The 18,569-nt window shown below is 62.6% G+C and carries 22 protein-coding genes; 16 read left to right on the top strand and 6 right to left on the bottom strand.

Features of this window, described 5'->3' with window-relative positions:
* Position 1: 1 nt before the first annotated feature.
* The 6 genes from M1D43_RS10410 to motA form a co-directional block, all read right to left on the bottom strand.
* Positions 2 to 442 (bottom strand): BspJ family T4SS effector nucleomodulin, encoded by a 441-nt coding sequence (locus M1D43_RS10410; RefSeq protein ID WP_003529924.1) that lies wholly within the window; start codon positions 440 to 442, stop codon positions 2 to 4.
* Positions 443 to 444: 2 nt separating this feature from the next.
* Positions 445 to 1,527, bottom strand: a complete 1,083-nt coding sequence (flhB, locus tag M1D43_RS10405) for a flagellar biosynthesis protein FlhB (RefSeq protein WP_010968725.1) — start codon at positions 1,525 to 1,527, stop codon at positions 445 to 447.
* Between the two features lie 210 nt (positions 1,528 to 1,737).
* Positions 1,738 to 2,775, bottom strand: a complete 1,038-nt coding sequence (fliG, locus tag M1D43_RS10400) for a flagellar motor switch protein FliG (RefSeq protein WP_153313096.1) — start codon at positions 2,773 to 2,775, stop codon at positions 1,738 to 1,740.
* Between the two features lie 87 nt (positions 2,776 to 2,862).
* Complete coding sequence (gene fliN, locus M1D43_RS10395) at positions 2,863 to 3,459, bottom strand: flagellar motor switch protein FliN (protein ID WP_192923388.1); 597 nt, start codon at positions 3,457 to 3,459, stop codon at positions 2,863 to 2,865.
* A gap of 55 nt (positions 3,460 to 3,514) precedes the next feature.
* The gene (locus tag M1D43_RS10390) at positions 3,515 to 4,462 is read right to left on the bottom strand and encodes a FliM/FliN family flagellar motor switch protein (RefSeq protein ID WP_153313098.1); all 948 of its coding nucleotides are present in this window, start codon (positions 4,460 to 4,462) and stop codon (positions 3,515 to 3,517) included.
* Between the two features lies 1 nt (position 4,463).
* Entirely contained in the window at positions 4,464 to 5,342 is an 879-nt protein-coding gene (gene motA, locus M1D43_RS10385; RefSeq protein WP_003529914.1) for a flagellar motor stator protein MotA, read from the bottom strand.
* 198 nt (positions 5,343 to 5,540) lie between these two features.
* Here motA and M1D43_RS10380 point away from each other — a divergent pair, with 198 nt between their 5' ends.
* The 16 genes from M1D43_RS10380 (at position 5,541) to M1D43_RS10305 (ending at position 18,397) form a co-directional block, all read left to right on the top strand.
* Entirely contained in the window at positions 5,541 to 6,320 is a 780-nt protein-coding gene (locus M1D43_RS10380) for a DUF1217 domain-containing protein (protein WP_318854002.1), read from the top strand.
* A gap of 1 nt (position 6,321) precedes the next feature.
* On the top strand, positions 6,322 to 7,047 hold the full coding sequence (gene flgF, locus M1D43_RS10375) for a flagellar basal-body rod protein FlgF (RefSeq protein WP_010968729.1): 726 nt from the start codon (positions 6,322 to 6,324) through the stop codon (positions 7,045 to 7,047).
* Positions 7,048 to 7,092: 45 nt separating this feature from the next.
* Positions 7,093 to 8,496, top strand: a complete 1,404-nt coding sequence (gene fliI, locus M1D43_RS10370) for a flagellar protein export ATPase FliI (RefSeq protein WP_153313100.1) — start codon at positions 7,093 to 7,095, stop codon at positions 8,494 to 8,496.
* A complete protein-coding gene (locus tag M1D43_RS10365) occupies positions 8,493 to 9,044 on the top strand; it encodes a hypothetical protein (RefSeq protein ID WP_003529906.1) in 552 nt (183 codons plus the stop codon). The genes fliI and M1D43_RS10365 overlap by 4 nt, the downstream gene beginning before the upstream one ends.
* A 287-nt stretch (positions 9,045 to 9,331) precedes the next feature.
* The gene (flgB, locus tag M1D43_RS10360; protein ID WP_003529904.1) at positions 9,332 to 9,712 is read left to right on the top strand and encodes a flagellar basal body rod protein FlgB; all 381 of its coding nucleotides are present in this window, start codon (positions 9,332 to 9,334) and stop codon (positions 9,710 to 9,712) included.
* Positions 9,713 to 9,718: 6 nt separating this feature from the next.
* The gene (gene flgC, locus M1D43_RS10355; protein ID WP_003529902.1) at positions 9,719 to 10,138 is read left to right on the top strand and encodes a flagellar basal body rod protein FlgC; all 420 of its coding nucleotides are present in this window, start codon (positions 9,719 to 9,721) and stop codon (positions 10,136 to 10,138) included.
* Positions 10,138 to 10,473, top strand: a complete 336-nt coding sequence (gene fliE, locus M1D43_RS10350) for a flagellar hook-basal body complex protein FliE (RefSeq protein WP_003529899.1) — start codon at positions 10,138 to 10,140, stop codon at positions 10,471 to 10,473. The genes flgC and fliE overlap by 1 nt, the downstream gene beginning before the upstream one ends.
* A gap of 11 nt (positions 10,474 to 10,484) precedes the next feature.
* Positions 10,485 to 11,273, top strand: a complete 789-nt coding sequence (flgG, locus tag M1D43_RS10345) for a flagellar basal-body rod protein FlgG (protein WP_003529896.1) — start codon at positions 10,485 to 10,487, stop codon at positions 11,271 to 11,273.
* A gap of 18 nt (positions 11,274 to 11,291) precedes the next feature.
* Positions 11,292 to 11,801, top strand: a complete 510-nt coding sequence (gene flgA / locus M1D43_RS10340; RefSeq protein WP_164819097.1) for a flagellar basal body P-ring formation chaperone FlgA — start codon at positions 11,292 to 11,294, stop codon at positions 11,799 to 11,801.
* Positions 11,798 to 12,913, top strand: coding sequence for a flagellar basal body P-ring protein FlgI (locus M1D43_RS10335; RefSeq protein ID WP_127542034.1), 1,116 nt, complete (start codon positions 11,798 to 11,800; stop codon positions 12,911 to 12,913). Before flgA ends, M1D43_RS10335 begins: the two co-directional genes overlap by 4 nt.
* Positions 12,910 to 13,449, top strand: a complete 540-nt coding sequence (locus M1D43_RS10330; RefSeq protein WP_010968733.1) for a MotE family protein — start codon at positions 12,910 to 12,912, stop codon at positions 13,447 to 13,449. The genes M1D43_RS10335 and M1D43_RS10330 overlap by 4 nt, the downstream gene beginning before the upstream one ends.
* On the top strand, positions 13,446 to 14,156 hold the full coding sequence (gene flgH / locus M1D43_RS10325; RefSeq protein ID WP_013844034.1) for a flagellar basal body L-ring protein FlgH: 711 nt from the start codon (positions 13,446 to 13,448) through the stop codon (positions 14,154 to 14,156). The genes M1D43_RS10330 and flgH overlap by 4 nt, the downstream gene beginning before the upstream one ends.
* A 15-nt stretch (positions 14,157 to 14,171) precedes the next feature.
* Positions 14,172 to 14,663 (top strand): flagellar basal body-associated FliL family protein, encoded by a 492-nt coding sequence (locus tag M1D43_RS10320; protein WP_127595455.1) that lies wholly within the window; start codon positions 14,172 to 14,174, stop codon positions 14,661 to 14,663.
* Between the two features lie 7 nt (positions 14,664 to 14,670).
* Complete coding sequence (gene fliP, locus M1D43_RS10315; protein ID WP_003529886.1) at positions 14,671 to 15,408, top strand: flagellar type III secretion system pore protein FliP; 738 nt, start codon at positions 14,671 to 14,673, stop codon at positions 15,406 to 15,408.
* Between the two features lie 270 nt (positions 15,409 to 15,678).
* Entirely contained in the window at positions 15,679 to 16,866 is a 1,188-nt protein-coding gene (locus M1D43_RS10310; RefSeq protein WP_003529885.1) for a flagellin N-terminal helical domain-containing protein, read from the top strand.
* A 343-nt stretch (positions 16,867 to 17,209) separates the two neighbouring features.
* Entirely contained in the window at positions 17,210 to 18,397 is a 1,188-nt protein-coding gene (locus M1D43_RS10305; protein WP_127595452.1) for a flagellin N-terminal helical domain-containing protein, read from the top strand.
* The last annotated feature ends 172 nt before the right edge of the window (positions 18,398 to 18,569 follow it).

Below are 18,569 nucleotides of genomic sequence, written 5' to 3'. Positions count from 1 at the left end.
CTCAGCTCGCCAGGGGCAGCGGATAGGTTTTGACGAACTTCGATTCTGCCAGGCTCTTGGCGAGAAAGGCGGTATTCTCGTCCGGATCGCCCGAGGGCTGTTGAAAGTTGATGTGGCTGATCTCGATGCCGGCCGTATCGCCCGCGAGCACGAGGCGCGCATAGACCGTGACGCCGCGGGGCTTCAGTTCGAGGTCGAGGATGACCTCCGGGCGACTGTCCCAGTCGAGATTATAGTTGCCGCCGAGGCCGAAGTTCACGGTGCCGGGCAGGAAGTAGAGCTCTGCCGCCGATTCCACCAAATCGGCGATGCTCGCATAGGACTCGAAGCGCAGGAGCGCGATGAAATCCGCAGCATCGATGAGGCGCAATTCGGTCGCAACCGGACGGATCGCCTCCGCAACTATCTGTTCTCGTTCTTCGGAGAATTGGCACTTTTTCAAGATCATGTCACCCGTCTTTGTTGCGGCTGAGCTGCATAAACCCGGTGAATCAGTTCGGCGACTGCCTTGTAAAACACCGGTGGAATGACACTATCCACCGAGACTTGTGCAAACATGGAGCGTGCAAGCGGCGGATCCTCGAAGACGGGGATGCCGTTCTTCTCCGCAATTTCGCGGATCTTCAGGGCCACCAGGTCCTTGCCCATAGCCACGACGACCGGCGCGTCACTCTCCTCGCGCACATAACGCAGCGCTACGGCATAGTGGGTCGGGTTGGCGATGATCAGGGTTGCGCGCGGAACCGAGGAGATCATCCGCTTGCGGGCGCGGTCGCGCTGCATCGATCTGAGCCGCGATTTGACGATCGGGTCGCCCTGCGATTGCTTCAGCTCGTCCTTGACCTCCTGCCTCGTCATCCTGAGCTCTGTGTACCAGTGATGGCGCGTCCAGAAGAGGTCGACGATGGCGAGCGTCGCGGTGGCGAAGAGAACGACGATGATGATCTGCTTGAGGTCGGAGATCATCGTCGTGAAGATCGTCACCGGATCGGAGAACATCATGTCGAGCGTGGCGAAATAATCGTTCCAGAGCACGAGGACGACGACGATCGAAACGACAATTATCTTGAACAGCGACTTGCCGAATTCCACCAGCCCCTGAACGCCGTAGATCCGCTTGAAACCGGCCGCGGGCGATACCCGGTTCCATTTCGGCTGGATGCGGTCGAGGACCGGCCGCGGCAGGTTCTGGAAGATCGACGATCCGACGCCGAAGAGGATGAGCAGGATGAAAACCGGCAGAACCAGCGCGGCGCATTTCAGAACGACATGCGAAATCAGGGCGACGGCGTCCGTTGCCGTATCGAGCCTCCAGGCTTCCGGCTGCTCGAAAATGTCCTTCAGCGCCTCGGCCATGTTTGCCGCGCCGTCCGAAAGGAAAAAGACGACGAAAATGTAGATTGCCAGCGTCGAGGCGAAAGCGGTCACCTCACGCGAGAAAGGGACGTTGCCTTTTTCGGTCGCGTCGGAAATCTTCTTTTCCGACGGCGCTTCTGTTTTACTGTCCTTGTCCTGCTCTTCCGCCATGAACCAGCAAGCTCCTCAGCAGGCGACAATCTGAACGACGCTTCCGGTTACCGCTCGACCCGAATTCGCGAGGGAATCGTGGCAGCAGACGCAAGCGCACGCTGTTGTGGTGAACCCGGACAGGTCCCTGCGCAAGGGTGGGTGTGCGGCAGCCCGCGCGGGTCAACAGAAATCGGAAACCAAACGCGATATACCGGCAGGCTGGAGGCGTCAGGCGGCCTCCGGCTCCTTTTCCTTGAGCTCGAGCTGCCCGCTTGCGGAGAGGCGAATCGCCTCCTGCGTGATCGAGCGCCTCGCGATCGCAATATCGCGGGGATTGATGCCGGCGTCGCCGGCGGCGAGGTCCGATTCGATCATGCGCCGCTGGCGGGCGCCGATGGAGGCGAGGATAGACTCGCGCAACTCCGCCGCAGAACCTCTGAGCGCCATGGTGATGACGTCGGTGGAGACGTCGTTGAAGAGCTGCACGCGGCTCCGCTGCGGCATGAAAAGGATGTCGTCGAAGAGGAATATCTTCGGCCGCACCTTCTTGACCGAATCGGTGCTGATCGTTTCGAGCGAGGCGAGCAGCGTGTCGACCTGCGGCTTCTCGAGTTCGTTCATCACTTCGGCGATCTTCGCCGGGCCGGGCGAGTTGCGATCGGCCTCCATCTCTTCGATGATTTCGATAACCCGCGCCTCGATGATCGCCGCCGCCTTCGGGTTGACGTTCTTGATGTTGACGGCACGGTTGAGAATCTCGGGCCGCTGCTTGTCGGAAAGCTGCAGCAGCACCTTGGCGCCGAAGCTCGACGGCATCATCGACAGAACATAGGCGATCGTCTGCGGATGTTCCCGGGCGAGCAATTGCGCGATGATCACCGGATCGCAATCCATCAGCCGGTCCCAGATGCTCGCCTCGTAGGACTGGAAGGTGGCCCGGCGGCCGAGGAGCCCGTCCACCTCGTCCGGCGTCAGGCCCTCTTCGAGAATGCTCTCCATGGCCTTGGCATTGTCCATGAGGCCTGCACCTTCGGTGAAGAGATCCTCGAACTCGTTGACGAGGGCTTCGAGCTCGTGCGGCGGGACGGCTCTGAGCGACTGTGCCGCGGCGATGATGGCCTGCAGCTCGCTCTGGGTGAAGAATTTCAACAGCTTCCCGGCAATCGACTTGCCCATGGCGAGCAGCACCGCGGCCGCCTTTTCCGTCTGGCTCAACGGTTGTGCAAGCACCTGAGCCTGTGCCTCGAAACTTCCGAAATCCGTCATGGATTCATCCCCGCCCGGTCATCGGGCTCCTAGTGAGTTGAAACGGGATGCGGGCGGAAAACCGCTTACACCTTTCCTCATCCCGCTCTATTTCTTAGTGCCCTTGATCTCCAGGAGCTTGACGCCGAAGCGGGTCACATCGCCCTCGAGAACGGTGATTTCTCCGCGGCCGATCACCCGGCCGTTGACCATGATCTCGACCGGTTCGCCGATCTTTCGGTCGAGCGCGATCGTTGCGCCCTCGGTAAGCGCCATGAGACCGGAGACCTGCATGCGGCTGGTCCCGAGCACGATCTGGACATCGATCGGGATGTCCATGATCAGGTCCATGTTGGCGGTCATTCCGCTGCCGGGCGCTGTTTCACCGGCAGTCGGTGCCGCATCGAAATCCCCGCCGGCAAACCCGGAGCCCGCGTCGAAGCCGCTGGCTGCCCCGGTTTCCGCGAGGCCGCCGCCGAAGCCGGCAGCGAAATCGCCGCCGAATCCAGCACCGTCGGCGGAACCGAAGTCGCTGCCGAAATCCATGGGCTGTTCGAGCGGCCCGGCTGCGGAGAAATCTGCCCCGAAGTCAGCCTCGCCGTCCTTCTTGAGAACGCCGCGCAGGTCGTCGATCGCCTGGTCGAGCTCGGCATCTGCCGCGAATACGGCCGGTTCTGCGATGGGTGCTGCTTTCTTGGGTGCCATGTGCCGAATATTCCAGTTGAAGCTTGCCTCAGGCATTCTGCCGGGAGAGGGCGGATTAACTCATGATGTGGCGAAGGATGTCCTGCTCGGAGCCGTGGGTATCCTTGACCCGGACCGTGTATCGCGATCCCGAACGGCCGAACTCGCAGACATAGAGGTCGCGCCCGTTGGCGCTCACCTCCACGCGGACATCCTGCCCGTCGTGGAAAGGGATGACGTCCCCGGCCTGCAGGCGGCTGAGCGTGTCGAGCGTCAGGCTTTCCAGCCGGATGCGTGCCTCGAGCGCGACAGCCGATCGGCGGACCTGCTCCTCCAGCTGTTCCGTCCATTCGGTCTTCGCATTCCGGTCCTCGGCCGTACCCTTCCGAGAGACGATCCGGGTCTTGAGGAGCGTGCTTTGCGGGACGATGACGGAGAAGGTGGAGAGCACCGGCCCGAGGCCTATGGTCATGTCGATCGAGGCTGCGAAGACATCTTCGAGCACCGGATCAGGCTTTGCCCGTTCCGCACTGTTGTACGGGCGGCCGACGACGGGCTCGAACCCGCCGGGCGCGTTCACCGCGGTGCGCAGGACCTCGGCGATGCCGTGAAATACCGGCAAGGCGACATCGATCTCGATCTTCGACAGAGAGCGCGGCGCGGGTTCCTCTATGCTCGTTGGTTCGGCCCCGAGCAGAGCCTCGACGAGTGCGATCAGAACCGGGCTGTCGCAGCCGACCTGGAAGTCCGCGCACCAGTTGCGCAGTGAAAGATCGCCGAGCAGGACTCCGTCTCCGAGAGCCGCGATGAGATCGTTGCGAAGCCCCGTTCGGAAGCCCGCATAGGCGATCGTGACGTCGCATCCGGTCTCCGATTGCAGGACACCGGGCAGGCGTTCATCGAAGACCTGCGCCAGCTCGAGAGCGGTTCGGCCGATGACCTTGTCATCGCCGAGCGCGCCGGTCATGCGCGCGATCAGCCTCCTGTCGAATGCATGGACGTTCGATGCGGTGCTTGTGCTCATGTCAGGCCGCCTTGCTTTCGCTGCCGCCGCCGGGATTCATCATTTCCTGCTCGACCGCATCGATGGACGGCCGCTCATAGGCGGAGATGGTCTTGCGGCCGTATTCGAGTGCGACCTGCGGAACCGAGCCGTTCATGTAGGCAAGCAGCGTCTGCTTGACGATGACATAGAGACGGTTCTGCTTTTCCCGCACGGACTTGATGTTCGCGACGAGGGGCCCGACGATCGAATAGGAAAGAAACACGCCGAGCAGCGTTCCGACGAGCGCGGCGGCAATCTTGGCGCCCAGCACCTCCGGTGCCTCGCTGATCGCGCCCATTGCCTTGATGACGCCGAGAACCGCGGCGACGATGCCGATCGCGGGCAGAGCATCGCCCATGGTCGTCATCGCGTGGTAGCACTTCATCTTGTCGTGGGTGATCGTCTGGATTTCCTCGTCCATCAGCGCCTCGATCTCATGCGAGCGGGCGTTGCCGATGATGATCAGGCGCACATAATCGCAGATGAAGGCGGTCAGCTCCTTGTTCTGCAGGACGGTGGGTGCGGACTGGAAGATCGAAGACTCTTCCGGATTGTCGATGTGGCTCTCGATCTCGTTGCGGGATTTTGTCCTCAGGTCGCGCATCAGGCTGTAGAGCACGCCGAGCGTGTCGAGGTATTCGCGTTCCTTCGGCACCTTGTGCCTGAAGGCCTCGCCGAGTGCCTTGCCGGTGTCTTTGACCACCTTCATCGAGTTGGCCATGATGAAGCCGCCGATGCCGGCCCCGCCGATGATCATCAGCTCGAAGGGCTGGTTGAGGACTTCCAGGTGGCCGCCCATCGCCATGTAGCCGCCGAGGATACAGCCGAAAGTCACAAGAAGCCCGATGATGATGTTCATGCCGATACCTGTCGCGATCGTGAATTTCCTCCGATGAAATAGGGTTCGATCCTTGCGTGAGGCTGGCCGCGGAAACCCCGCGTCCGGGACAGGTTCGCGCAAGCCAACGCCGGCAGGGTTGGCCAGGGTCGGACCGCAATCGCGTCCGGTCCGGACACATTTCCTCATCCCGCTTCATTGCGACAGGGCGAGCCGATCGTGACGACGACCTATACGAGCTACAGGCTGATCACTGCGGACCTGACGAAATCGCTGGAACGCGTTTCGGCGCAGCCGGACGTCGCCCGCGAGACGGAGTACTACCTGTCGAAGATCGGCAGCATCAAAACGCTCGACGATTTCTTCGCCGACAGCCGGCTCTACAACTACGCGATGAAGGCGCACGGCCTCGAGGACATGGCCTATGCCAAGGCCTTCATGCGCAAGGTGCTCGCCGAAGGCATCGACAGTGACGACGCCTTTGCCAACAAGCTGGCCGACGGGCGCTACAAGGCGCTGGTCGAGTCGTTGAATTTCGCCCGGCACGGCGAAGCCGCCACTGCCTTCGAGCGGGCGCAGAAGGGTGTGGCCGAAAAATATACGCGCCAGACGCTGGAGCAGAAGGCCGGCGAGGAAAACACCGGCGTGCGGCTGGCGCTCTATTTCCAGCGCATGGCGCCGACGATCGCCAATGGCTACGAAATCATCGCCGACGAGGCCCTCTCGCATGTGGTCCGAACCGTCCTGCAGCTGCCGGCCGAATTCGCGGCCGCCGACGTGGATCGCCAGGCTGAGGCCTACGAGGCGGCGATCGATTTCAAGGATTTCAAGGACCCTCGGAAAATAGCCGAGTTCCTGGACCGCTTCACCGCTCTTTGGGAAATCGACAATTCCTCCGACGGCTATGACCCACTTGCGGTTTTCGGCGCGTCGAGCGGCTACGGAATTTCTCCCGACCTGCTCCTGACCATCAACAATCTGAAACTCGGGGGACGCTGATTTGCAGACCGGTCTCTATGTCGCGCTTTCGTCTCAGATGGCGCTTGAAAAGCGCCTGAACACGCTTGCCGACAATATTGCCAACTCCAACACGGTCGGCTTCCGCGCGACGGAAGTGAAGTTCAACCAGGTGCTGGGCGACACCAAGCCGACAAAGGTCTCCTATGTTTCGGAGGGCGAGGAATTCCTGAGCACCAAAACCGGCGCGCTCGCGCGCACCGGCTCCGCACTCGATTTCGCCATCAAGGGTGACGCCTGGTTCTCGATCGACACGCCCGGCGGCCCGGCGCTGACGCGCGACGGCCGGTTCACCCTGACGGAGACCGGCGAGCTCGTAACCATCAAGGGATATCCGGTGCTCGACGCCGGCGGCGCGCCGATCCAGCTGAACGGCGGTGCCGGTGAAATTGCCGTCGGTGCCGATGGTGCCATTCACCAGAACGGCGTCCAGATCGCCCTGCTCGGGCTTTACGAGGCGGATTTCAGCAAAGGCTTCATGCGTTACGACAACAGTTCCGTTATGCCGGCCGCCCAGCCGGAACCGGTCGTTGACCGGTTCGACGTCGGCGTGATGCAGGGCTTCCTGGAGGAGTCGAACGTGAACGCCATACAGGAAATGTCGCAGCTGATCATGATCACCCGCGCCTTCGACAACGTCACCGCGCTTATGCGCGACAGTGAGGGATCGCTCGATAAGGCTATCGAGACGCTCGGCGGCAGCCGTTGACGGTTCTATCGACGGAATTTGGGGCGGGACGGGACGGAAAGCCGGATGGCACGCGAAGCCGCTGAAAAAACTGCAACATCGACGTCGCTCGCGGCACTCGCCGGGCTGGTCGAGCGCTATGCAAATCCCGACTTTGCCATCGCACCGGGCGGTCATGTCCAGACGATTTCGCCGGGGCATTACACGGTCGGCGGCCTGTCGCGGCACGTCCGGCTCGGGGACTTCGTGGCGCACAAGAGCACGACCGGCACCCATCTCGGCGAAGTCGTCCGCGTCGAGCCCGAGCGGGTGGTCGTCTGCCCGATCGAACCGGGTGACCCGATCGGCATCCATGACGTCGTCATCCGCAAGGGCGCCTTCCGCATAGCGCCGACCGACAACTGGTGCGGCCGCACCATCAATGCGCTGGCCGAGCCGATCGACGGCCTGGGCGCGCTGCTGCAGGGCGACATCCGCCGCTCGATCGCGAACACCGCGCCGCCATCCATGACGCGCAAGCGGGTGGAGCAGGGCTTCAGGACGGGCGTGCGGGCGATAGACATCTTCTCCCCGCTCTGCCTCGGGCAGCGCCTCGGAATCTTCGCGGGCTCCGGCGTCGGCAAATCGACGCTGCTTTCCATGCTGGCCCGCGCCGACGCCTTCGACAAGGTGGTGATCGCCCTGGTCGGCGAGCGCGGCCGCGAAGTGCGCGAATTCATCGAGGACACGCTGGGCGACAATCTTTCGAAATCGGTCGCCGTCGTCGCCACCAGCGACGAGAGCCCGATGCTGAGAAAAATGGCGCCGCTGACCGCGGTCACGATTGCCGAACATTATCGCGACAAGGGCGACAACGTGCTGCTCATCGTCGACAGCGTCACGCGTTTCGCCCATGCGATCCGTGAGGTGGCGACGGCAGCGGGGGAGCCGCCGATCGCCCGCGGCTATCCGGCCTCGGTCTTCACCGAATTGCCGCGGCTGCTCGAGCGGGCCGGGCCCGGCGCCGAGGGAACGGGCACGATCACGGCGATCATTTCGATCCTGGTCGATGGCGACAATCACAACGACCCGGTCGCCGACTCGGCGCGCGGCATTCTCGACGGGCACATCGTCCTCGACCGAAGCCTTGCCGAAGAGGGGCGCTACCCACCGGTCAATCCGCTCGCCTCCATCTCGCGCTTGGCCAGAAAAGCCTGGACGCCGGACCAGGAGAAGCTGGTTGCCCGGCTGAAGTCCTTGATCCACCGCTTCGAGGAAACCCGGGACCTCAGGCTTATCGGCGGCTACCGGCCGGGCGGCGACGCCGATCTCGACATGGCGATCAAGCAGGTGCCGGTCATCTACGACGTCTTGAAGCAGATGCCCGGCGAACGACCTGCCTTCGACGCTTTCACGGATCTCGCCAACGCGCTGAAGGCAGCCGCGATGGGCAATCAGCCGGGCGCCGCCGGCCTGCGCGGAAGGGGATGAAATTGACGGACTTCGATGCAGACGAGATCGTGCGCCAACGGCGCCGCGAAACCCGGATGCCGCTGATCGACAAGATACTCGGTGCGATCGGCCTGGCCATGGCTGCCTGTGCGACGTTCCTGCCGTGGTACGTCTACCTGCATCCGGAGAAATTCTCGATGCCTTCGCTCTGGCAGGGAACGACGCGCGATCTGCCGGAGCGCCCGGACCGGCAGATCCTGTCGGTGTCGCCGCTGGCAATGACGGACATGGACGAGGAGACCGCCGCCGCGGTCGATCGCCTGACGACGGCGACGGTGCCGGGGCTCGATCAGGATCCCGCCGAAGGCACGGACATGGGGGCTCCCGATCAGCCGTTCCCCGGAAAAGAGAGCTTCAAACTCATGCACGTCGCCAATGGCCGCGCGCTCATCGAGGACGCGAGCGGCATGTATATCGTCCGTATCGGTTCGGTGTTGCCGGACAACAGCCGGCTTGCGACCTTCGAGGAGCGCGACGGCCGCTGGGTGATGATCACGTCCAAGGGCGAGATCTTCGAGGCGAAGTAGCGCCTTTGCCGAGGTGTGGCGAAGTACGTCCAGACCCCTCCCCAACCCCTCCCCACAAGGGGGAGGGGCTAGGCGCCTGCGGCGAGCGCCTAGCATTTCGCAAGTTCGCGGATTACGCAAAGGCTGATTTTCTGGCCGCGAGGGTGCGGCAGAAGTAGCCCCTCCCCCTTGTGGGGAGGGGTTGGGGAGGGGCCTTATGAGACGCCCGAAATAGTTTCTTCCGCATCCCCGACAAGTCCCACGCAAGATTACCGGCCTAGGTTCGCCATCATCAGCAGGAGCTCTTGATGGAACCGATTCAGCTTTTCGAACTCGCGTCGCGGCAGGCCCAGTGGCTGACCGTTCGCCAGAACGTGGTGGCGGGCAACATCGCCAATGCCAACACGCCGCACTACAGGGCGAAAGACGTTCAGCCCTTCGAAAGCGTGCTCCAGAACACCGGCATCCAGATGGCCGCGACCCACCGCGCCCATTTCACCGAAAGCCCGGAAGCCGCGCATGTGACCGAAGTCAGCGCTCTCGACGATGTCGCCGTGCAGCAGTCCGGCAATACGGTCGCGCTCGAAGAGGAATTGATGAAGACCGGCGCGATCAAGCGCGACTACGAGCTCAATGCCGGGCTCGTGAAGTCCTTTCATCGGATGATTCTCATGACGGTACGGAAGTAAGCGACCATGGATCCATTGACCTCGGCACTGAAAGTTTCCGCCTCCGGTCTGCAGGCGGAATCGACGCGTTTGCGCATCGTCTCGGAAAACATCGCCAATGCCCGCTCGACCGGCGACGCCCCCGGCGCCGATCCTTTCCGCCGCAAGACGATCAGCTTCGCCGCGGAGGTCGACCGGGCAAGCGGTGCGTCCCTCGTCGAGGTCGAACGCCTCGGCACCGACGATTCGGATTTCAACATCGAGTTCGACCCGGGCAATCCGGCCGCCGACGAGAAAGGCATGGTGAAATTGCCGAACGTCAACATCCTCATCGAGATGGCGGACATGCGCGAGGCCAACCGTGCCTACGAGGCCAATCTGCAGACCATCAAGCAGTCTCGCGATCTCATCTCCCAGACAATCGACCTGTTGAGGGCTTCGCAATAATGATCGATGCAATTCAGTCCGTCGGCGCGTTTTCCACCATCAGGGAGACCGAAGGTGCCGGCCCGGCCTCTTCCGCCTCGCTCGTCATGCCGGGCGCCGGCACGGCCGCGCCACAGGCGGGGAGCTTCGCCGAAGTCCTCGGCAACATGACCACGGACGCCATCCGCTCGATGAAGTCGGCGGAGGGCACTTCGCTGCAGGCGATCCGCGGAGAGGCGAACACCCGCGAAGTCGTCGATGCCGTCATGAGCGCCGAGCAGTCTCTCCAGACCGCAATCGCCATCCGCGACAAGGTGGTCACCGCCTATCTCGAAATCGCGCGCATGCAGATCTGAGGAAAAGAGACATGAAAGCCCTTTCCATCGCCGCCACGGGCATGAACGCCCAGCAATTGAATCTCGAAGTCATCGCGAACAACATCGCGAACATCAACACGACCGGCTACAAGCGGGCGCGCGCAGAATTTTCGGACCTGCTCTACCAGACCGAGCGGGCGCAGGGCGTCCCGAACCGCTCCAACCAGGCGATCGTGCCTGAAGGCGCGATCATCGGCTTGGGCGTCCAGACCTCCGCCGTGCGCAACCTTCATATCCAGGGCAGCCTCGTCAACACCGGCAACGACTACGACCTGGCGCTTGTCGGCCGCGGCTGGTTTCAGATCGAGACGCCGGATGGCGAGACGGTCTACACCCGCTCGGGGGCTTTCAACACCAATGCCACGGGCCAGCTCGTGACCATCGACGGCTATACCGTGGTTCCGGGCGTCACCGTGCCGCAGGACGCGACCGAGATCGTCTTCACCTCGTCGGGCCAGGTGATGGTGCGGATCGGCAACGATACGGAACTGCAGGAAATCGGCCAGCTGACGATCGCGAACTTCGTCAACGAGGCGGGTCTCGAGCCGATGGGCGAGAACCTGTTCCGTCAGACGCCGGCCTCCGGGGATCCGATCGTCGGCACGCCGGCCGATCCGGGCTTTGCGCAGGTCAAGCAGAATTACCTGGAATCCTCGAACGTCGATCCGGTCAAGGAGATTACCGACCTCATCTCGGCCCAGCGTGCCTATGAGATGAATTCGAAGATCATCCAGGCCGCGGACGAAATGGCCGCCACGGTGAGCAAGAACCTGAGGTAACAGGAAGAGGAGGCAAACATGATGTTTCGCCGATCCCCCGGAGGAAAAGCAGTTGCAGGCGGCCGCGCTCAGCCGGCACGTGCCGTTCTGTATGCGGCCATGGCGAGTTGCCTGCTTTTGCCGGCAGCAGCCCTTGCCGAGCCGCCGACGGCCGTCATTCCGAAGCAGACGATCTATCCCGGCGAAAAGCTCGATGCGAGCATGCTGGAGGTGGTCGACGTGACCAACCCGGACCTGCGCGACGGCTATGTGCGCTCGATCGACGAGGTCGACGGCATGGTGACCAAGCGGACCCTTCTTCCCGGGCGGGTCATCCTGGCCTCGGCGCTGCGCGAGCAATATGCGGTCGAACGCGGCTCCACCGTTCGCCTCGTCTTCAACAATGGCGGTCTGACGATAACGGCCGCCGGCTCGCCGCTGCAGGATGCCGCGGTCGGCGACCTGATCCGCGTGCGCAACGTCGATACCGGCGTGATCGTCTCCGGGACGGTGATGGCGGACAGCACGATCCATGTGGTGGCGAAATGAAGATCAATGCATGCAAGTGGCTGCTGACCCTCGCGGTGGTCTTCGCCGCGACCTTGACTTCCGCCTATGCGGCCTCGCGGATCAAGGACGTCGCGTCCCTGCAGTCGGGCAGGGACAACCAGCTCATCGGTTACGGCCTGGTCGTCGGCCTGCAGGGCACCGGTGACAGCCTGCGCTCTTCTCCGTTCACGGATCAGTCGATCCGCGCCATGCTGCAGAACCTCGGCATTTCCACGCAGGGCGGGGATTCGCGCACGCGCAACGTCGCGGCGGTGCTCGTCACCGCCACGCTGCCTCCTTTCGCGAGCCCAGGCAGCCGGCTCGACGTGACCGTCGGTTCGCTGGGCGATGCGACGTCGCTGCGCGGCGGTACGCTGGTCATGACCTCGCTTTCAGGTGCCGACGGCCAGATCTATGCCGTGGCGCAGGGCTCGGTGGTCGTCAGCGGTTTCAACGCGCAAGGTGAAGCCGCCCAATTGAGCCAGGGCGTGACCACGGCGGGACGTGTTCCGAACGGCGCCATCATCGAGCGGGAACTGCCGTCGAAGTTCAAGGACGGCTTCAACCTGGTGCTGCAGCTGCGCAATCCGGACTTTTCGACCGCCGTCGGCATGGCCGCGGCGATCAACAGATATGCCGCGGCGCAATTTGGCGGCCGGATCGCCGAAGCCTTGGACTCGCAGTCCGTCCTGGTCCAGAAGCCGAAGATGGCGGATCTCGCGCGCCTGATGGCGGACGTGGAAAACCTGGTGATCGAGACCGACGCGCCGGCCCGGGTCGTCATCAACGAACGCACCGGTACGATCGTCATCGGCCAGGACGTCCGCGTCGCCGAAGTGGCCGTCAGCTACGGCACGCTGACGGTGCAGGTCAGCGAGACGCCGACGATCGTCCAGCCGGAACCCTTCTCGCGCGGCGAGACGGCCTACGAGCCCAATACCACGATCGAAGCGCAGGCCGACGGCGGCACGGTCGCCATCCTCAACGGCTCGAGCCTGCGTTCGCTCGTCGCGGGCCTGAACAGCATCGGCGTCAAGCCGGACGGGATCATCGCGATCCTCCAGAGCATCAAATCGGCGGGAGCCCTACAGGCGGAGCTTGTTCTGCAATGACCGGAAACTTCGATCGTCTTTTCGGCAAGGCGCGCCGCGTTCTCCTGGGCCCGGTCGCCGCCGCGCTCCTGCTTTCGATGCCCGGTGCATTCGCGCAGGACGTCACGGCGCCGCCGGCCGACAGCGCGACGGCGAGCGAAATCGAAAAGTTCTGCACCAATATCGCCGACGCCGCGCGCGACCAGCGCTACGTTCTGCAGCGCCAGGACCTGGAGAAGCTGAGAGCGAATGTCGATGAGCGGATCGCGACGCTGGAGACGCGCCGGGCGGAATACGAGGACTGGCTTAAGCGCCGCAACGATTTCCTCAAACAGGCGGAGCTTGGCCTTGTCGACATCTACAAGACGATGAAGCCGGATGCCGCCGCCGGCAAACTCGAGATGGTGCGTCCGGAGATCGCGGCCGCAATCGTCATGCGCCTGCCGCCGCGCCAGTCGTCGCTGATCCTGAGCGAAATGAGCGACGAAAGGGCAGCGGTGCTGACCAACATCATTTCGAGCGCGAGCGATCCCAATACCTCCAAGGAGCCATCATGAGAACGCGCATCACGGCCGTACTGGCCGCAGGGCTCCTGGCGGGTTGCCAGAACCAGGCCTTCAACGAGATCGGGCGGGCGCCGGCCATGAGCCCGATCGGCAGCGGCCTGCAATATACGCAGACGCCCCAGCTTGCCATGTATCCGAAGCAGCCGCGCCACGTCACGAACGGGTACTCGCTTTGGAACGACCAGCAGGCGGCCCTCTTCAAGGATGCGCGGGCGATCAATATCGGCGACATCCTGACGGTCGACATCCGTATCGACGACAAGGCCTCTTTCGAAAACGAGACGGACCGCAGCCGCAAGAATTCGAGCGGCTTCAATCTCGGCGCAAGCGGACAGTCCCAGACGAGCGACTTCGCCTGGTCGGGCGATCTCGAATACGGCTCAAACACCAAGACGGAAGGCGACGGCAAGACCGAGCGTTCGGAGAAGCTCAGGCTGCTGGTCGCCGCGGTCGTGACCGGCGTCCTCGAAAACGGCAACCTGCTGATCAGCGGCTCGCAGGAAGTGCGCGTCAACCACGAGCTGCGCATCCTCAATGTCGCAGGCATCGTCCGGCCGCGCGACGTGGATGCCGACAACGTCATCTCCTACGACCGCATCGCCGAGGCGCGCATCTCCTATGGCGGCCGCGGCCGCCTGACGGAGGTCCAGCAGCCGCCGTGGGGTCAGCAGATCGTCGATCTCGTCTCGCCCCTCTGACCGGCCGGAAGCACGATGGAAGAAATCGAGAGCAAAGAAGCGAACGCCCCCTCGCGGCTGATGACCATCGCCGCCGTGGCGGTGCTGACCCTCGTTGCCGGCGGCGGCGGCTGGCTCGCCGGCATGCTCCTGGCACCGCCGCCGGCGGAGAAGACGGAAGCCGCGGCCGAACTGCCTGCGAACGCCACCGGCGAGGCGGACATACCGAAAATGTCAGAGGTGGCACACGGCATCGTGCAGCTCGATCCCATTACGACGAACCTGGCCTATCCGGCCGAAAACTGGGTTCGCCTCGAGGTCGCGCTCCAGTTCGATGGCGCTCCCGACGTTGCGCTGGCGGAAACGATACACCAGGACATTGCAGCCTATCTGAAGACCGTGTCGCTGCAGCAGATTCAAGGCCCGCGCGGCTTCCAATATCTCCGGGATGACATCCAGGAGCGGGTTGACCTGCGCTCCGAGGGCCGCGTAACGAATGTGATGTTCCGCACCTTCGTCATCCAATGATTCGCTGATGCTCCGGTTTGCCACCTTCATAATCGCCATGATGGCGATGTCGGGAATTGCCGGGGCTCAGAGCTTCCCCGCCGATATCCTGAATACACCGGTCGACGGCTCCGTCGCCTCGTGGATCATCCGCACCTTCGGCCTCCTGACCGTTCTTTCGGTGGCCCCGGGTATCCTGATCATGGTGACGAGCTTCCCGCGCTTCGTCATCGCCTTTGCGATCCTGCGCTCAGGGATGGGACTGGCGACGACGCCCTCCAACATGATCATGGTGTCGCTCGCGCTCTTCATGACCTTCTACGTCATGGCGCCGACCTTCGACCGCGCCTGGCGCGACGGCATCGATCCGCTCCTGAAGAACGAGATCTCCGAGACGGATGCGATGCAGCGGATGTCGGAGCCTTTCCGCGAGTTCATGCTGGCCAATACCCGCGACAAGGACCTGCAGCTCTTCATCGACATCGCCCGGGAGAAGGGCCAGACCGTCGTCGTCGACGAAAAGGTGGACCTGCGCGCCGTCGTGCCGGCCTTCATGATCTCGGAGATCCGCCGCGGCTTCGAGATCGGCTTCCTGATCATGCTGCCCTTCCTCGTGATCGACCTGATCGTCGCGACCATCACCATGGCGATGGGCATGATGATGCTTCCCCCGACGGCGATTTCGCTGCCCTTCAAGATCCTGTTCTTCGTGCTGATCGACGGCTGGAACCTGCTGGTCGGCAGCCTCGTGCGCTCCTTTATCTGAGGCCCCGCCGCCAGGCACGGCGGTCCGGCAAGAATCCGTTAAGCATAGGATTTCACAGGCGATTAACCACACCTTCGCCGGGACCGGGCACGCCCTTCTCCGGTTAAACACTTGGCAATGAATGGCTGCGAATTTCGTCCTCACACGACGGGTTTGGTATCCATCACGAGTTGAGCGGAGCCGAGTGGCATGATGCCGGACCGTCGGGACCGGTAGCGATTTTCAGTCCGGTATGTCCCCCCAATCAGTATTTCGTAGGGACAAACGAATATGACCAGCATTCTCACCAACAACTCCGCAATGGCCGCGCTTTCGACGCTGCGCTCGATCTCTTCCAGCATGGAAGACACGCAGAGCCGCATCTCCTCCGGCCTTCGCGTCGGTTCGGCCTCCGACAACGCCGCTTACTGGTCGATCGCGACCACCATGCGCTCCGACAACCAGGCTCTCTCCGCAGTCCAGGACGCGCTCGGCCTCGGTGCTGCCAAGGTCGACACCGCCTATTCCGGTATGGAATCGGCGATCGAAGTCGTGAAGGAAATCAAGGCCAAGCTCGTTGCCGCCACCGAAGACGGCGTCGACAAGGCCAAGATCCAAGAAGAAATCACTCAGCTCAAGGACCAACTGACGAGCATCGCCGACGCGGCTTCCTTCTCCGGTGAGAACTGGCTGCAGGCGGACCTCAGCGGCGGCGCCGTCACCAAGAGCGTCGTCGGCTCGTTCGTCCGTGACGCAAGCGGTTCCGTAGCCGTCAAGAAGGTCGATTACAGCCTCAACGCCAACTCGGTTCTCTTCGACACGGTCGGCGATACCGGCATTCTGGACAAGGTCTACAACGTCTCGCAGGCAAGCGTCACGCTGACGGTCAACACCAACGGCGTCGAATCGCAGCATACGGTTGCTGCCTATTCGCTGGAGTCCCTCACCGAAGCCGGTGCGGAGTTCCAGGGCAACTATGCTCTTCAGGGCGGTAACAGCTACGTCAAGGTCGAAAACGTCTGGGTTCGGGCTGAGACCGCTGCAACCGGCGCCACCGGTCAAGAAATCGCCGCCACCACGACGGCAGCTGGTACCATCACTGCAGACAGCTGGGTCGTCGATGTCGGCAACGCTCCTGCCGCCAACGTTTCGGCCGGCCAGTCGGTCGCGAACATCAACATCGTCGGAATGGGTGCAGCTGCGCTCGATGCCCTGATCAGCGGTGTCGACGCCGCTTTGACAGACATGACCAGCGCTGCCGCCTCGCTCGGCTCCATCTCCTCGCGCATCGACCTGCAGAGCGAATTCGTCAACAAGCTCTCGGACTCGATCGAGTCGGGCGTCGGCCGTCTCGTCGACGCGGACATGAACGAGGAGTCGACCCGCCTCAAGGCCCTGCAGACCCAGCAGCAGCTCGCCATCCAGGCCCTGTCGATCGCCAACTCGGACTCGCAGAACGTCCTGTCGCTCTTCCGCTAAGAAGATATGCAATAGCCGGATGCAGGCAAGCTTTTGCCTGCATCCGCTTCCTTCGAACCGCGCCCGGAGATCGAGCGCGGTTTTTTGCATTGTCTCGTCGCGAAGTCGTGCTTCACCATTTCTTAAACATGCTATGGCACGCGCGCACGCGCATGGGTTGAAAAATTTACGCAAGATCTCTCTCGCGCTTAGTGCTTCATTAACCAACCTGAGATTATCTAGACCCATCGAAAGGACGGGCTAACTTCAGCAATAACAGCTGGTTAGCAAGCATGACGTTGACCGTCTTTCGCCGGTGGAACCGGAATGTCCCTTCTCATCAGCCATCAAGGGGCACTAAACCATGACGAGCATTCTCACTAACATTGCGGCAATGGCCGCTCTCCAGACCCTGCGCACCATCGGCTCCAACATGGAAGAGACGCAGGCGCATGTCTCCTCCGGTCTGCGCGTCGGCCAGGCCGCTGACAACGCCGCCTACTGGTCGATCGCGACCACCATGCGCTCCGATAACATGGCCCTTTCGGCCGTACAGGACGCCCTCGGCCTCGGCGCTGCCAAGGTTGATACCGCCTATTCCGGTATGGAATCGGCCATCGAAGTCGTGAAGGAAATCAAGAAAAAACTCGTTGCCGCTACCGAAGACGGCGTCGACAAGGCCAAGATCCAGGAAGAAATCGATCAGCTCAAGGATCAGCTGACGAGCATTTCCGAGGCCGCTTCGTTCTCGGGCGAAAACTGGCTGCAGGCGGACCTCAGCGGCGGCGCCGTCACCAAGAGCGTGGTCGGCTCGTTCGTCCGTGACGCAAGCGGCGCCGTGTCCGTGAAGAAGGTCGACTACAGCCTCAACACCAACTCGGTTCTGTTTGATACGGTGGGTAACACCGGCATCCTGGACAAGGTCTACAACGTCTCGCAGGCAAGCGTCACGCTGACGATCAACACGAACGGTGTCGCATCCCAGCACACGGTTGCTGCCTATTCGCTGGAATCGCTTACCCAGGCCGGCGCGGAATTCCAGGGCAACTACGCTCTTCAGGGCGGTAACAGCTACGTCAAGGTCGACAACGTCTGGGTTCGGGCTGAAACGGCCGCAACCGGTGCCACCGGTCAGGAGCTTGCCGCCACCACGACGGCAGCTGGTACCATCACTGCAAACAGCTGGGTTGTCGATGTCGGCAACGCCCCTGCCACCAACGTTTCGGCCGGGCAGTCCGTTGCCGGAATCAACATCGTCGGAATGGGTGCAGCTGCGCTCGATGCCCTGATCAGCGGTGTCGACGCCGCGTTGACGGACATGACGAGCGCGGCCGCCGACCTCGGCTCGATCGCCATGCGCATTGACCTGCAGAGCGATTTCGTCAACAAGCTCTCGGACTCGATCGACTCGGGTGTCGGCCGTCTCGTCGACGCGGACATGAACGAAGAATCGACCCGCCTGAAGGCCCTGCAGACTCAGCAGCAGCTCGCCATCCAGTCGCTGTCGATCGCTAACTCGGCTTCGGAAAACGTCCTCACGCTCTTCCGCTAATCAGACTCGGAAAGGTGGTCGCGAATTGAGCGACTGCCACCCTGTTCGAACCTTCAAAGGGGCCGCGCTCATCAAGTGTGGCCCCTTTCCTCGTTCCCTCGGCGAATAGCCGTTTAACCTTTGTTAACCATAACTGCGCTAATTGGGCTCAACGCAACGAACGGTTAACCAA

The organism is Ensifer sp. R1-3 (assembly GCF_056739175.1).
This window is presented reverse-complemented; position numbering and strand designations above follow the sequence as displayed.

What these genes read in the sequence shown, in the direction of transcription:
- flgA (WP_164819097.1), top strand. Translation starts at nt 11,292, where the DNA reads ATGATGTTTCGCCGATCCCCCGGAGGAAAAGCAGTTGCAGGCGGCCGC.
- M1D43_RS10330 (WP_010968733.1), top strand. Translation starts at nt 12,910, where the DNA reads ATGACCGGAAACTTCGATCGTCTTTTCGGCAAGGCGCGCCGCGTTCTC.
- M1D43_RS10310 (WP_003529885.1), top strand. Translation starts at nt 15,679, where the DNA reads ATGACCAGCATTCTCACCAACAACTCCGCAATGGCCGCGCTTTCGACG.
- fliI (WP_153313100.1), top strand. Translation starts at nt 7,093, where the DNA reads ATGGCACGCGAAGCCGCTGAAAAAACTGCAACATCGACGTCGCTCGCG.
- M1D43_RS10320 (WP_127595455.1), top strand. Translation starts at nt 14,172, where the DNA reads ATGGAAGAAATCGAGAGCAAAGAAGCGAACGCCCCCTCGCGGCTGATG.
- flgG (WP_003529896.1), top strand. Translation starts at nt 10,485, where the DNA reads ATGAAAGCCCTTTCCATCGCCGCCACGGGCATGAACGCCCAGCAATTG.
- motA (WP_003529914.1), bottom strand. Translation starts at nt 5,342, where the DNA reads ATGAACATCATCATCGGGCTTCTTGTGACTTTCGGCTGTATCCTCGGC.
- M1D43_RS10365 (WP_003529906.1), top strand. Translation starts at nt 8,493, where the DNA reads ATGAAATTGACGGACTTCGATGCAGACGAGATCGTGCGCCAACGGCGC.
- M1D43_RS10305 (WP_127595452.1), top strand. Translation starts at nt 17,210, where the DNA reads ATGACGAGCATTCTCACTAACATTGCGGCAATGGCCGCTCTCCAGACC.
- fliP (WP_003529886.1), top strand. Translation starts at nt 14,671, where the DNA reads ATGCTCCGGTTTGCCACCTTCATAATCGCCATGATGGCGATGTCGGGA.
- fliE (WP_003529899.1), top strand. Translation starts at nt 10,138, where the DNA reads ATGATCGATGCAATTCAGTCCGTCGGCGCGTTTTCCACCATCAGGGAG.
- flgH (WP_013844034.1), top strand. Translation starts at nt 13,446, where the DNA reads ATGAGAACGCGCATCACGGCCGTACTGGCCGCAGGGCTCCTGGCGGGT.
- fliN (WP_192923388.1), bottom strand. Translation starts at nt 3,459, where the DNA reads ATGGCACCCAAGAAAGCAGCACCCATCGCAGAACCGGCCGTATTCGCG.
- M1D43_RS10335 (WP_127542034.1), top strand. Translation starts at nt 11,798, where the DNA reads ATGAAGATCAATGCATGCAAGTGGCTGCTGACCCTCGCGGTGGTCTTC.
- flgC (WP_003529902.1), top strand. Translation starts at nt 9,719, where the DNA reads ATGGATCCATTGACCTCGGCACTGAAAGTTTCCGCCTCCGGTCTGCAG.
- fliG (WP_153313096.1), bottom strand. Translation starts at nt 2,775, where the DNA reads ATGACGGATTTCGGAAGTTTCGAGGCACAGGCTCAGGTGCTTGCACAA.
- flgB (WP_003529904.1), top strand. Translation starts at nt 9,332, where the DNA reads ATGGAACCGATTCAGCTTTTCGAACTCGCGTCGCGGCAGGCCCAGTGG.
- M1D43_RS10390 (WP_153313098.1), bottom strand. Translation starts at nt 4,462, where the DNA reads ATGAGCACAAGCACCGCATCGAACGTCCATGCATTCGACAGGAGGCTG.
- flhB (WP_010968725.1), bottom strand. Translation starts at nt 1,527, where the DNA reads ATGGCGGAAGAGCAGGACAAGGACAGTAAAACAGAAGCGCCGTCGGAA.